This is a genomic window from Kitasatospora sp. NPDC056273 (assembly GCF_042268845.1).
Classification (GTDB): domain Bacteria; phylum Actinomycetota; class Actinomycetes; order Streptomycetales; family Streptomycetaceae; genus Kitasatospora.
On record NZ_JBHJSJ010000008.1, the window covers coordinates 110,308 to 123,281 of the forward strand.

The following is a 12,974-nucleotide window of genomic DNA, read 5'->3' on the forward strand; positions in this document are numbered from 1 at the left end:
CCCCCTCCCGGTCAGCAAGATGTGACGCCACACCATCCGCCACATCCACCCCGGGAGCACGCCGATGCACCGCCGCCTCCAGCGCCACGGGACGGCCCTGCTCGCCGGTCTCACCGCCCTCACGCTCTCGCTGGCGCTCTGCTCCTGCACCGCCGTCCAGGGCGGCGGCGACGCGCTGCCCTCCGGCACCACAGCGCCCAAGCTGACCGCGATCGACATCAACCCGCACGACCGGGCCCGACTGCGCCAGGGCGGCACCCTGAACCTGGCGATCGCCCAGTTCTCCCGCCAGTGGTCGCCGATCCACGCCGACGGCAGCGAGTCCTCGACCGTCATGGTCAGCAAGCCGCTGCTGCCGACCTTCTTCCGCTCGGACGCCGCCGGCACCCAGACGCCCAACCCCGCCTACCTGCAGGAGGCGCACGCCGAGCTCAGGGACGGCCGGCAGGTGGTCACCTGGACGCTCAACCCGAAGGCCCACTGGTCCGACGGCACCCCGATCACCTGGCGCGACATCGAGGCCAACTGGCGCGCCCTGAACGGGAAGGACCCGGCCTACAAGGCCTCCAGCAGCACCGGCTTCGAGCTGGTCTCGGCGGTCGAGCGCGGCAAGGACGACTACCAGGCCGTGATGACCTTCGACCGCCCGTTCTCCGAGTGGCAGTCGATGTTCAACAGCGCCGGCAACGCCCCGCTGCTGCCGGCCAGTAGGGTCTCCACCCCGGAGCTGTTCAACAGCTCCTACCTGGACGGGTTCCCGGTCAGCGCCGGCCCGTTCAAGGTCGAGCAGCTGGACCGCGCCACCCAGACCGTCACGCTGGTCGCCGACCCCTCCTGGTGGGGCGACAAGCCCGTGCTGGACCGGATCGTCTTCCACGCGATGCTGCCCGACGCGATGCCCGCCGCCTTCGCCCAGGGCCGGATCGACCTCGTCAACAACGGCCCGGACGTGGCCGGTTACCAGGTCATCAGGAACACCAAGGGCGCCGTGGTGCGCCGGGCCGGCGGCCCGGACTTCCGCCAGCTCACCCTGAACGCCCGCACCCCGGCGCTCAGCGACGCGACCGTGCGCCAGGCCGTCTTCCAGGCGATCAACCGGGACGTGGTGATCCGCGCCGACCTCAACGGCCTGGACTGGCCCGCCGTCCCGCTCAACAACCACCTGCTGGTCACCAACCAGAACGGCTACCGGGACAACTCCCTGGGCCTGGCCCGCTACGACCCCGCCGAGGCCGCCCGCAAGCTGGACGCGGCCGGCTGGAAGCTGGACGGCGACGTACGGAAGAAGGACGGCCGCGAGCTGAACCTGCGGATGGTCGTCCCGGCCGGCGTCACCCCGGCCCAGAGCGAGGCCGCCAACGCCACCGCCATGCTCAAGGACGTCGGCATCAAGGTGACCACGGTGACCGCCCCCGCCAACGAGTTCTTCGACCGGTACGTCAACCGCGACGACTTCGACATCGCCGCCTACTCGCTGATCGGCACCCCCTTCCCGGCCAGCGGCAACCGCGCCAACTTCGTCCAGAGCGGCGGCACCAACCACGTCGGCGCGGGCAGCCCGGCGGTGGACGCCGCACTCGACCGGGCCGCCGCCGCGGCCGACGCGGGCACCGCCTCCGAGGCGATCAACCAGGCCGACGGCGAGCTCTGGAAGGTGGCCGGCGTCCTGCCGCTCTACCAGCGCCCGCAGCTGTACGGGGCCCGCGCCGACCTCGCCAACATCGGCGCGCAGGGCCTGTCCGACATCGTCTGGGAGAACGTCGGCTTCGTGAAGTAGCGGGTGGACGGGCTCAGCCGTGCAGCGTCTCGCGCCAGTAGTGGCAGGCGCTGCGGCGGCCCGCCAGCTCCGTCCCGTACTCGCTGGTGACCGGTGTCAGCGCCGGGAGTTCGGTGCGGCAGCGGTCCTGCGCCCGGTCGCAGCGCGGGTTGAAGGCGCAGCCCTCCGGCAGGCTCAGCAGGCTCGGCGGCAAGCCCTTGATCGCGTGCAGGTTCTGGCCCTTCTGGTCGAGCCGGGGGATCGAGTCCAGCAGGCCCCGGGTGTACGGGTGCGCGGGCCGGGCGTACAACTCCCTTACCGGGGCGGTCTCCACGATCCGGCCCGCGTACATCACCGCGATCTTGTCCGCGACGTCCGCCACCACGCCCAGGTCGTGGGTGATCAGGATCAGTCCCATGTTGTACTCGGCCTGCAAGTCGGCGAGCAGGTCCATCACCTGGGCCTGCACCGTCACGTCCAGCGCCGTGGTCGGCTCGTCCGCGATGATCAGGTCCGGCTCCAGCGCCAGCGCCATCGCGATCATGATGCGCTGGCGCATCCCGCCGGAGAACTGGTGCGGGAAGTCCCCGACGCGCTGCCTGGCGGCCGGGATGCGCACCCGGTCCATCAGCTCGACGGCCTTCTCCTTCGCCTCCTTGCGGGACACCCCCCGGTGCGCCCGGAACATCTCGCCGAGCTGGTAGCCCACGCTGAGCACCGGGTTCAGCGCCGACAGCGCGTCCTGGAAGATCATCGCGATGTGCCCGCCCCGGATGGACCGCCGGGCGGCCGTGCCCATGGTCAGCAGGTCCTCGCCGCGGAACAGGATCCGCCCCGCGGTGATCCGCCCCGGCGGCATGTCCAGGATGCCCATGACCGCCTGCGCCGTCACCGACTTGCCCGAGCCGGATTCCCCCAGCACCGCCAGCGTCTCCCCCGCCGCGACGGAGTAGCTCACCCCGTTCACCGCCTTGGCGACCCCGTCCCGGGTGTGGAACTCCACGTGCAGGTCGTCGACCTCCAGCAGCGGCGTCCCGGGCTCCACGCTCCCCCGGCCACCGCCGATCACCTCCACCGCGTCCATCAGAGCCGCCCTCCTCAGCACCGCGGCACCCACCGCTGGGCGCAGAGCAACTATCAGGGAAGGGAGGGTACTTGGCGAGCCTGCGGCAGATCTCTTTTCCGTCACGGGAAAGGGCGCGCCCCCACCTGCGAGGACGCGCCCTGGTAAGGGGGCGGTGTCAGCCGGACTCCCGCTCGACGCCCCGCTCCGCGGCGAAGTGGCACGCCGAGTCGTGCCGCGCCGCGTCGCCCAGCCAGGACGGCGCGACCAGCAGCGGCTCCTCGACCTCGCACCGCTGCTGCGCCTTCCAGCAGCGGGTGCGGAAGCGGCAGCCGGACGGCGGGTTGGCCGGCGAGGGCACGTCGCCGGTGAGCACGATCCGGTCCCGCGTCTCCCGCGCCGTCGGGTCCGGCACCGGCACCGCCGAGAGCAGCGCCTGGGTGTACGGGTGGGTCGCGTGGTCGTAGATCTCCGCGTCACTGCCGATCTCGACCATCTTCCCCAGGTACATCACCCCGACCCGGTCGGAGATGTGCCGGACGATCGAGAGGTCGTGCGCGATGAACATGTACGACAGGTTGAAGTCACCCTGCAGCTGCTCCAGCAGGTTGATCACCTGCGCCTGCACCGAGACGTCCAGCGCGGAGACCGGCTCGTCGCAGATGATGACCTCCGGCTTGAGCGCCAACCCCCGGGCGATGCCGATGCGTTGGCGCTGCCCGCCGGAGAACTGGTGCGGGTAGCGGTTGATGTACTCGGGGTTGAGCCCGACCACGTCCAGCAGGTCCTGGACGGCCTTGCGGCGGTCCCCCTTGGGCGCCACCTCGGGGTGGATCTCGAACGGTTCGCCGATGATGTCGCCGACCGTCATGCGCGGGTTGAGCGAGGTGTACGGGTCCTGGAACACCATCTGGATGTTCCGCCGGACGGCCTTCAGTCCCGCCCCGGAGAGCCGGGAGATCTCCTCCCCCTTGTAGCGGACCGATCCCGAGGTGGCCGGCTCCAGGTTCATCAGCACCTTGGCCAGCGTGGACTTCCCGCAGCCGGACTCGCCGACGATGCCGAGCGTCTCACCGTGCATCAGGTCGAAGGTGACCCCGTCGACCGCCTTCACCGCCCCGACCTGCCGCCGGAGGATGATGCCCTTGGTGAGCGGGAAGTGCTTGACCAGGTCCCGGACTTCGAGGATCGGCTCGCCGCGCGGCACCTCCCGCGCGAGGGCGACCTCCTCCGGCACCACCGCGCCCAGTGCGCTGGACCCGTTAACGGTCATGGAGGGTCTCCTTCCAGAAGAAGCAGGCGCTGCCGCGCCCCTCCAACGGCGTCCCGTCCTCCTCGGCGACCGGGAACAGCTCCGGCACCTCGGCCCGGCAGACGTCCTGGGCGCGCGGGCAGCGCGGGTTGAAGGCGCAACCCGGGGGGATGCGCAGCAGGTTGGGCGGCAGGCCCTTGATCGCGTAGAGCTCCTGGCCCTTCTGGTCGAGCCGGGGGATCGAGTCCAGCAGGCCCCGGGTGTACGGGTGCGCGGGCCGGGCGTACAGCTCGTGCACCGGGGCGGTCTCCACGATCCGGCCCGCGTACATCACCGCGATCTTGTCCGCGACGTCGGCGACCACGCCGAGGTCGTGGGTGATCAGGATCAGCCCCATGTTGTACTCGGCCTGCAACTCGGCCAGCAGGTCCATCACCTGGGCCTGCACCGTCACGTCCAGCGCCGTGGTCGGCTCGTCCGCGATGATCAGGTCCGGCTCCAGCGCCAGCGCCATCGCGATCATGATCCGCTGCCGCATGCCCCCGGAGAACTGGTGCGGATAGTCGTTCACCCGCTCCTTGGCGGCCGGGATGCGCACCCGGTCCATCAGCTCGACGGCCTTGTCCCGCGCCTCCTTGCGGGACACCCCCCGGTGCGCCCGGAACATCTCGCCGAGCTGGTAGCCCACGCTGAGCACCGGGTTCAGCGCCGACAGCGCGTCCTGGAAGATCATCGCGATCTTCTGGCCGCGGATCCGGCGCCGCTCCTCCTTGCCCATCCTGAGCATGTCCTGGCCCCGGTAGAGGATCTCGCCGCGCGGGATCCGGGCCGGCGGCATGTCCAGGATGCCCATGACCGCCTGCGCCGTCACCGACTTGCCCGAGCCGGACTCCCCCAGCACCGCCAGCGTCTCCCCCGCCGCGACGGAGTAGCTCACCCCGTTCACCGCCTTGGCGACCCCGTCCCGGGTGGCGAACTCGACGTGCAGGTCCCGGACGTCGAGCAGCGGCCCCTGGTACGGCGCCTTCCGCTCGTGCCCGGTGGTGTCCACCGTTGTACTCACGATGCGCTCCCCTCGCTCAGCGAAGCTTCGGATCGAGGGCGTCGCGCACCGCGTCGCCCAGCATGATGAAGGCCAGCACGGTGATCGAGAGCGCCGCGGCCGGGAAGAACAGCACGTACGGCGCCGTCCGGATCACCTTCTGGGCGGAGGAGATGTCGATGCCCCAGGAGATGGTCGGGTCCTGAAGACCGATGCCGAGGAAGCTCAGCGTCGCCTCGGTGGCGATGTAGCCGCCGAGCGCGATCGTCGCCACCACGATCACCGGGGCGATCGCGTTCGGCAGGATGTGCCGGAACATCAGCCGGCCCGTCCCGGCGCCGAGCGCCCGGCCGGCCACCACGTAGTCGGCCTGCTTGACGGTCAGCACCGCCCCGCGCATCACGCGGGCGATCTGGGTCCAGCCGAGCACGCCCAGCGCGATGACCACGCTCCACACCGTGCGGGTGGCGAAGGCGTTCAGCAGCACCAGCGCGCCGAGCAGCAGCGGGATGCCGAAGAAGATGTCGGTGATCCGGGAGAGCAGCGCGTCGACCCAGCCGCCGAAGAAGCCGGCCACCATCCCGGTCAGCCCGCCGAGCAGGGTGACGGCGGCGGTCACGAAGATGCCGACGGTGATCGAGGCGCGGGCGCCGTACACCACCCGGGCGTAGATGGACCGGCCCTGGGCGTCGTACCCGAACCAGCCGGCCCCGAAGACGTCGCCCCAGTTCGGCCGCCTGAGGTAGTCGTTCACCAGGTCGGCCTTGCGCGGGTCCGCGGAAGTGAACGCCCAGGGGAAGACCGCCATCACCACCAGCAGCACGATCAGCACCGCCGAGATCAGGAAGATCGGCCGCCGGCGCAGGTCCCGCCAGGCGTCGGCCCACAGGCTGCGGGCCTCCTCCCGCTTCACCACGTCCGGTTCGACTAACGTCTCCTGCTCGACCGCCATGCCCTGCTCGCCCGCGTAGTCGAGGCGCGAGACCCCGGGCTTGGGGTGCGGCTCGTACGAGTCCTCGTCGTGGATGTCAGGCATAGCGGATCCTCGGGTCCAGGACCGCGTAGAGCAGGTCGACGAGCAGGCTGGCGACCAGGTAGATGATCACCAGGACGGTCACGATGCCGACCACGGTGGGGCCCTCCTTCTGGTTGACCGCCCGGTACAGGACGTTGCCGATGCCCTGCACGTTGAAGACGCCCTCGGTGACGATCGCCCCGCCCATCAGCGCGCCGAGGTCGGTGCCGAGGAAGGTGATCACCGGGATCAGCGAGTTGCGCAGCAGGTGGCGGGAGATGATGGTGCGCCGGGGCAGGCCCTTGGCGACCGCGGTGCGCATGTAGTCGGCCCGCAGGTTCTCGCCGATCGACGTCCGGGTGAGCCGGGCCACGTACGCGAGCGAGAGCGAGCCCAGGACGACGGCCGGCAGCACCAGTTGGGTCAGGTCGTAGCTGTCCTGCACCGTCGGGGTGACCCAGCCCAGGTTGGTGGCGAACACCGTCTGGGCGATGTAGGCCAGCACGAAGACCGGGATCGAGATCACCACCAGGGTGAAGACCAGCACCAGGGTGTCCGCGACGCTGCCGCGCCGCAGGCCGGAGACCAGGCCGAGGGCCAGGCCCGCGATCATCTCGAAGACGAAGGCCATCAGGGCGAGCCGGATGGTGACCGGGAAGGCGTCCGCCATGATGTCGGTGACCGGACGGCCGGTGAAGCTGGTGCCGAAGTCCCCCTGGAAGAGGTTCCCCATGTAGTGCAGGTACTGCTTCCAGAGCGGCTGGTCCAGGTAGTACGTGTGCTTGATGCTGGCGACCACGGCCGGGTCGGCGGCCTTCTCCCCGAACAGCGCCGCCACCGGGTCGCCGGGCAGCGTGTAGACCATCAGGAAGATCAGCAGCGTGGTGCCGAAGAACACCGGGATCATCTGCAGCACCCGACGCAGCACGTAACTGCCCATCCGAGCCTCCTTCCTAGGTGTCCGACTGGGTGCCCGGCCGACCGGACCGGTCGGCCGAGAGACCGCGCCCCGCCCTCCGTGCGGGGAGGGCGGGGCCGGCGCGAGGGCTCGGGGCTCAGCCCTTGACCTCGACCTGGGTCCAGGCCGGGTTGCCGAAGGAGTCGAACTTCACGTTCTGCACCTTGGTCGAGTAGCCCGAGTTGGTGCGGTAGTACCAGAGCGGGATGGCGGGCATCCCGCTCGGCAGCACGGCCTCGGCCTGCTGGTAGCCGGTCACCGTGTCGGCGACGCTGGCGGCCTCGTCGGCCCTGGTGGCCGCGTCGTCGAACTGCGGGTTGCTGTAGCCGAAGTCGTTGGACGCGGCACCGGTGCGGTAGACGTCGGCCAGGAAGTTGGCGTTCAGCGGGTAGTCCTGCACCCAGCCGGTGCGGAAGGCGCCGTTGAGGGTGTGCCCGGTGATCGCGGCCCGCGCGGTCTTGAAGTCGGGCTTCGGGTCGCCCAGGCAGTCGACCCCGGTGTTCTGCCGGATCGAGTTGCAGACCGCGTCGACCCACTCCTTGTGGCCGCCGTCCGCGTTGTAGGTGATCAGCAGCTTGTTGCCGGGGACGCCGCCGCCCTCCTGGATCAGCTGCTTGGCCTTGGCCGCGTCGAACGTGCAGAACTCGCCGCAGGCGCCGTCCTTGTAGCCCTCGACGCCCTCGGCCACCCAGGCGGTGGCGGGCTTGCGGGAGCCCTGGAGCACCGTCTTGGTGATGGTGGCACGGTCGATCGCCATCGACAGGCCCTGGCGCACCTTCGCCTTGTCCGGCGACGCCCAGTCGGCCTGGTAGAGCGTGAAGCCGATGTTCTGGATGGCGCCCTGCGGCGCGTCCACCGCCCGGTCCCCGAGGTCGCTCTTGTACGTGGCCAGCGCGGACGGCGGCACCTGGTCCATCACGTCCAGGTTGTTGGACTGGAGGTCCGCGTAGGCGGCCTCGGACGTGGTGTACATCTTGAAGACGATGCCGCCGTTCTTCGGCTTGTCCACGCCCTGGTAGTCCGGGAAGGACTTGGTCACCACGTTGTTGTTGTGCGACCAGCTGACGAACTGGTACGGGCCGTTGCCCACCGGCTTCTGCCCGTACCCGGCCGGGTCCTTGAAGAAGCCCTCGGGCAGCGGGGAGAAGGCGATGTAGCCGAGCTTGTACTCGAAGTACGAGACCTTGTGGCTCAGCTTGACGGTGAAGTGCAGCTCGTCGGTGACGGTCAGCCCGGACATCTTGTCCGCGGTGGGCTGGCCGGAGGTCGGGTGGACGTCCTGGTAGCCCTCGATGTCGGAGAACCAGGAGCTGTTGATCTGGTTGTTGGCCGGGCTGGCGCCCCAGTTCCAGGCGTCGACGAAGTTCTGGGCGTGCACCGGGGTGCCGTCGTGGAACTTCCAGCCGTCCTTCAGCGTGATGTCGAAGGTCTGCGAGTCACTGGTGTCGATCTTGTCGGCGACCTGCATCCGGATCTTGGCGTTGCTCGGGTCGTAGTCGACCAGCCCCTTGAAGAGGTTCTGGATGATGCGACCGCCGCCGACCTCGTTCGCGTTGGCCGGCTGCAACGGGTTCTGCGGCTCGTTGCTCTGGTAGCTGAAGGACTTGCCGGCGTCCGACGAACCGCTGCCCCCTCCGCCGCTACTGCTGCTGCAGCCGGTGGCCACCAGGGCCACGGAGGTCGCAACGGCGAGGACCCAACGAGCACGGGCGGCTACGGGCATGGAGGTCCCTCCTCAGGGTGTGTTTCGCATCACACCCCATGAGAAGCGCGCCCCGGCGACGGCGCGCGTCAGGTGCACCCGGACGGGTGCGGTGACCCCCTGCCGAGTTGACGCGGCGCCGGATCGACGCGGCGCCGGATCGACAGAATGCGGAAAGGGCCCGCGGCGCGAACGCCACGGGCCCTTCCTGCGACTACCGGGGGGATCAGGCCGCGGCCTGCTCCCGGACCTCGGGGAAGTGGCAGGCCGACTCGTGGGCGGCCGCGCCCTCCAGCAGCGAGGGGACCGCGAGCAGCGGGACCTCCTCGGAGCACCGCTCCTCCGCCTTCCAGCAGCGGGTGCGGAAGCGGCAGCCGGACGGCGGGTTGGCCGGCGAGGGGATGTCCCCGGTGAGGATGATCCGCTCGCGGGACTCGCGCGCCGTCGGGTCCGGCACCGGCACCGCGGAGAGCAGCGCCTGGGTGTACGGGTGGGTGGCGTTCTCGTAGATCTCCTCGTCCGAGCCGATCTCGACCATCTTGCCCAGGTACATCACGCCGACGCGGTCGGAGATGTGCCGGACGATGGAGAGGTCGTGCGCGATGAACATGTAGGAGAGGCCGAACTCGCCCTGCAGCTGCTCCAGCAGGTTGATCACCTGCGCCTGGACGGACACGTCCAGCGCGGAGACCGGCTCGTCGCAGATGATGATCTCGGGCTTGAGCGCGAGGCCGCGGGCGATGCCGATGCGCTGGCGCTGGCCGCCGGAGAACTGGTGCGGGTACCGGTTGATGTACTCCGGGTTCAGACCCACGACGTCCAGCAGGTCCTGGACGGCCTTGCGGCGGTCGCCCTTGGGCGCCACCTCGGGGTGGATCTCGAACGGCTCGCCGATGATGTCGCCGACCGTCATGCGCGGGTTGAGCGAGGTGTAGGGGTCCTGGAACACCATCTGGATGTTCCGGCGGACGGCCTTCAGGGCGGCGCCCTGCAGGGTGGAGATGTCCTCGCCCTTGAACAGCACCTGGCCGGAGGTGGCCCGCTCCAGGTTCATCAGCACCTTGGCCAGCGTGGACTTGCCACAGCCGGACTCGCCGACGATCCCGAGCGTCTCGCCCTTCTTCAGCTCGAAGGAGATGCCGTCGACCGCCTTGACCGCGCCGACCTGCTTCTTGAAGAGGATGCCCTGGGTCAGCGGGTAGTGCTTGACCAGGTCCTTGACCTCCAGGATGTTCTCAGCCATGGAGGGTCTCCTTCCAGAGGTGGCACGCGCTGCGGCGGCCGGTGAGCTCCTTGCCGTCCTTGTCCGTGACGTGGTGCAGCGCCGGGATCTCGGTGCGGCACAGGTCGGTGGCGACGTCGCAGCGGGGGTTGAACGCGCAGCCGGTCGGAACCTTCAGCAGGTTCGGGGGCAGGCCCTTGATCGCGTACAGCTCCTGGCCCTTCTGGTCCAGGCGCGGGATGGAGCGGAGCAGGCCCTTGGTGTACGGGTGCGCGGGGTTCGCGTACAGCTCGTGCACCGGGGCGGTCTCCACGATCCGGCCCGCGTACATCACGGCGATCTTGTCCGCGACGTCGGCGACCACGCCGAGGTCGTGGGTGATCAGGATCAGGCCCATGTTGTACTCGGCCTGCAGCTCGGCGAGCAGGTCCATCACCTGGGCCTGGACGGTCACGTCCAGGGCGGTGGTGGGCTCGTCCGCGATGATCAGGTCGGGCTGGAGCGACAGCGCCATCGCGATCATGATGCGCTGGCGCATGCCGCCGGAGAACTGGTGCGGGTAGTCGTTCACCCGCTCCCGGGCGGCGGGGATGCGCACCCGGTCCATCAGCTCGATGGCCTTCTCCTTCGCCTCCTTGCGGGAGGCGCCCTGGTGCACGCGGAACATCTCGCCGAGCTGGTAGCCGACGGAGAGCACCGGGTTCAGCGCGGACAGCGCGTCCTGGAAGATCATCGCGATCTTCCGGCCGCGGATCCGGCGCCGCTCCTCGTTGCTCATCGTGAGCATGTCCTTGCCGCGGTACAGGATCTGGCCCTGGGTCACCTTGCCCGGGGGCATGTCCAGGATGCCCATGATGGTCTGCGCCGTCACGGACTTGCCGGAGCCGGACTCGCCGAGCACGGCGAGCGTCTCGCCGGCCGCGACGGAGTAGTTGACGCCGTTCACGGCCTTGGCGACACCGTCCCGGGTGTGGAACTCCACGTGGAGGTCCTTCACCTCGAGAAGAGGAGTGCCAACTTCGAGACGGTCGTTCTTCTGGTCGTTCTCGATCACGGTGGTCATCGGGGTCGTCACCTCTTCTCTCAGCGGAGCTTCGGGTCGAGGGCGTCGCGCACCGCGTCGCCGAGCATGATGAACGCGAGCACGGTAAGGCTCAGCATTCCGGCGGGGAAGAACAGGGCGAACGGAGCCGTACGGATCACCTTCTGGGCCGAGTTGATGTCGATGCCCCAGGAGATGGTCGGGTCCTGAAGACCGATGCCGAGGAAGCTCAGCGTCGCCTCGGTGGCGATGTAGCCGCCGAGCGCGATGGTCGCGACGACGATCACCGGGGCGACCGCGTTCGGCAGGATGTGCTTGAACATGATCCGCCAGGTGCCGGCGCCGAGCGCCTTGGCGGCCGTCACGAAGTCGGCCTGCTTGACCGTGATCACCGAGCCGCGCATGACACGGGTCATCTGGGTCCAGCCCAGGGCGACCAGCGCGAAGACCACGCTCCACACGGTGCGCGAGGTGAAGGCGTTCAGGACCACCAGCGAGCCGAGCAGCAGCGGGATGCCGAAGAAGATGTCGGTGACGCGGGAGATGATCGTGTCGACCCAGCCGCCGAAGTAGCCGGCCACCATGCCGGCCAGGCCGCCGAGGATGGTCACACCCAGGGTGACGCAGATGCCGACGATGATCGAGGCGCGGGCGCCGTAGACGACGCGGGCGTAGATGCTGCGGCCCTGGAGGTCGTAGCCGAACCAGTCCGCCTGGAACAGGTGGCCGTAGTTCGGCTTCGTCAGGTAGTGGTTGCGCAGGTCGCCGGCCCGCGGGTCCACCGAGGTGAACAGACCGGGGGCGATCGCGATGACGATCAGCAGCAGGATCAGCACGGCGGAGATCACGAAGATCGGCTTGCGCCGCAGGTCGTGCCACGCGTCGGAGCCGAGGCTGCGGGGCTTCTCGGGCTTGGCGGCCGCGGTGGCGGCGCGCTGCGCCGGGATGTCCCCGGCGGTCTTCTTCTCGGTCAGGTCAGGCATAACGGATCCTCGGGTCCAGGACCGCGTAAAGCAGGTCGACGAGCAGGCCGGCGGCCAGGTAGACGATCACCAGGAAGGCGACGAAGCCGGAGACCGTCGCGCCCTCCTTCATGTTGATCGCTTGGAAGAGCGCGTGGCCCACACCCTGGACGTTGAAGATGCCCTCGGTGACGATCGCCCCGCCCATCAGCGCACCGAGGTCGGTGCCGAGGAAGGTGACCACCGGGATCAGCGAGTTGCGCAGCAGGTGGGTACCGATCACCTTGCGCCGCGGCAGGCCCTTGGCCACCGCGGTGCGGACGTAGTCCGCCTTGATGTTCTCGGCGATGGAGGTACGGGTGAGGCGCGCGACGTAGGCCAGCGAGAGCGAGCCGAGCACCACGGCCGGCAGCACCAGCTGGGTGATGTCGTTGCTGTCCTGGACCGTCGGGGTGACCCACTTCAGGTTCTGCCCGAAGACCGTCTGGAAGATGAAGCCGAGCACCGGGACCGGGATCGAGATCAGCAGCAGGGTCATGACCAGGGCGCCCTTGTCGAAGAGCTTGCCGCGGCGCAGACCGGCGTACAGGCCGATCCCGATGCCGAGCACGATCTCGATGAGGAACGCGAACAGCGCCAGCCGGACCGTGACCGGCAGCGCCTCGGTGATCTTGTCGATGACCGGACGCTGGTCCAGGCCGATGCCGAAGTCACCGGTGAACAGCTTCCCCATGTAGCTGAGGTACTGCTGCAGCAGCGGCTTGTCGAAGCCCTGCTGGTGCCTCAGGGCGGCAACCTGCACCGGGTCCGGCGCCTTGTCGCCCCACAACGCTGCGACCGGGTCACCGGGCAGCAAGTGCACCATGAAAAAGATGAGTGCGGTCGTTCCGAGGAACACCGGGATCATCTGGAGCAGTCGCCTTGCGACAAAGCGCCCCATCGTGCCTCCATGTATGACTC

At 69.3% G+C, this 12,974-nt stretch carries 11 protein-coding genes; 1 reads left to right on the forward strand and 10 read right to left on the reverse strand.

Annotated features, from left to right (window positions below):
* The first annotated feature begins 64 nt into the window (after nt 1–64).
* Nucleotides 65–1,777, forward strand: coding sequence for an ABC transporter family substrate-binding protein (locus ACFCY1_RS10180; RefSeq protein ID WP_375874150.1), 1,713 nt, complete (start codon nt 65–67; stop codon nt 1,775–1,777).
* A 13-nt stretch (nt 1,778–1,790) separates the two neighbouring features.
* Here ACFCY1_RS10180 and ACFCY1_RS10185 read toward each other — a convergent pair whose 3' ends face one another.
* The 10 genes from ACFCY1_RS10185 to ACFCY1_RS10230 form a co-directional block, all read right to left on the reverse strand.
* A complete protein-coding gene (locus ACFCY1_RS10185) occupies nt 1,791–2,840 on the reverse strand; it encodes an ABC transporter ATP-binding protein (RefSeq protein WP_074001357.1) in 1,050 nt (349 codons plus the stop codon).
* Between the two features lie 157 nt (nt 2,841–2,997).
* Nucleotides 2,998–4,092: an ABC transporter ATP-binding protein gene (locus tag ACFCY1_RS10190; protein ID WP_074001356.1), complete on the reverse strand. Its 1,095-nt coding sequence runs from the start codon at nt 4,090–4,092 to the stop codon at nt 2,998–3,000.
* Nucleotides 4,082–5,134: an ABC transporter ATP-binding protein gene (locus ACFCY1_RS10195; protein ID WP_375874151.1), complete on the reverse strand. Its 1,053-nt coding sequence runs from the start codon at nt 5,132–5,134 to the stop codon at nt 4,082–4,084. The genes ACFCY1_RS10190 and ACFCY1_RS10195 overlap by 11 nt, the downstream gene beginning before the upstream one ends.
* Nucleotides 5,135–5,150: 16 nt before the next feature.
* Nucleotides 5,151–6,065 carry an ABC transporter permease gene (locus ACFCY1_RS10200; RefSeq protein ID WP_074001556.1) on the reverse strand — a complete coding sequence of 305 codons (915 nt, stop codon included), beginning with the start codon at nt 6,063–6,065 and terminating at the stop codon, nt 5,151–5,153.
* Nucleotides 6,066–6,141: 76 nt separating this feature from the next.
* Nucleotides 6,142–7,068 (reverse strand): ABC transporter permease, encoded by a 927-nt coding sequence (locus ACFCY1_RS10205; protein ID WP_049654864.1) that lies wholly within the window; start codon nt 7,066–7,068, stop codon nt 6,142–6,144.
* A gap of 115 nt (nt 7,069–7,183) precedes the next feature.
* Complete coding sequence (locus ACFCY1_RS10210; RefSeq protein ID WP_049654867.1) at nt 7,184–8,809, reverse strand: ABC transporter substrate-binding protein; 1,626 nt, start codon at nt 8,807–8,809, stop codon at nt 7,184–7,186.
* Between the two features lie 205 nt (nt 8,810–9,014).
* Complete coding sequence (locus ACFCY1_RS10215) at nt 9,015–10,031, reverse strand: ABC transporter ATP-binding protein (RefSeq protein ID WP_074001353.1); 1,017 nt, start codon at nt 10,029–10,031, stop codon at nt 9,015–9,017.
* Nucleotides 10,024–11,073: an ABC transporter ATP-binding protein gene (locus ACFCY1_RS10220; RefSeq protein WP_074001352.1), complete on the reverse strand. Its 1,050-nt coding sequence runs from the start codon at nt 11,071–11,073 to the stop codon at nt 10,024–10,026. Before ACFCY1_RS10220 ends, ACFCY1_RS10215 begins: the two co-directional genes overlap by 8 nt.
* A 20-nt stretch (nt 11,074–11,093) precedes the next feature.
* Nucleotides 11,094–12,035: an ABC transporter permease gene (locus tag ACFCY1_RS10225; RefSeq protein WP_375874152.1), complete on the reverse strand. Its 942-nt coding sequence runs from the start codon at nt 12,033–12,035 to the stop codon at nt 11,094–11,096.
* Entirely contained in the window at nt 12,028–12,954 is a 927-nt protein-coding gene (locus tag ACFCY1_RS10230; RefSeq protein ID WP_074001350.1) for an ABC transporter permease, read from the reverse strand. The genes ACFCY1_RS10225 and ACFCY1_RS10230 overlap by 8 nt, the downstream gene beginning before the upstream one ends.
* Nucleotides 12,955–12,974 lie beyond the last annotated feature (20 nt).

Coding starts and splice junctions, on each gene's coding strand:
- ACFCY1_RS10180 (WP_375874150.1), top strand. CDS start 65: ATGCACCGCCGCCTCCAGCGCCACGGGACGGCCCTGCTCGCCGGTCTC.
- ACFCY1_RS10185 (WP_074001357.1), bottom strand. CDS start 2,840: ATGGACGCGGTGGAGGTGATCGGCGGTGGCCGGGGGAGCGTGGAGCCC.
- ACFCY1_RS10190 (WP_074001356.1), bottom strand. CDS start 4,092: ATGACCGTTAACGGGTCCAGCGCACTGGGCGCGGTGGTGCCGGAGGAG.
- ACFCY1_RS10200 (WP_074001556.1), bottom strand. CDS start 6,065: ATGGCGGTCGAGCAGGAGACGTTAGTCGAACCGGACGTGGTGAAGCGG.
- ACFCY1_RS10205 (WP_049654864.1), bottom strand. CDS start 7,068: ATGGGCAGTTACGTGCTGCGTCGGGTGCTGCAGATGATCCCGGTGTTC.
- ACFCY1_RS10210 (WP_049654867.1), bottom strand. CDS start 8,809: ATGCCCGTAGCCGCCCGTGCTCGTTGGGTCCTCGCCGTTGCGACCTCC.
- ACFCY1_RS10215 (WP_074001353.1), bottom strand. CDS start 10,031: ATGGCTGAGAACATCCTGGAGGTCAAGGACCTGGTCAAGCACTACCCG.
- ACFCY1_RS10220 (WP_074001352.1), bottom strand. CDS start 11,073: ATGACCACCGTGATCGAGAACGACCAGAAGAACGACCGTCTCGAAGTT.
- ACFCY1_RS10225 (WP_375874152.1), bottom strand. CDS start 12,035: ATGCCTGACCTGACCGAGAAGAAGACCGCCGGGGACATCCCGGCGCAG.
- ACFCY1_RS10230 (WP_074001350.1), bottom strand. CDS start 12,954: ATGGGGCGCTTTGTCGCAAGGCGACTGCTCCAGATGATCCCGGTGTTC.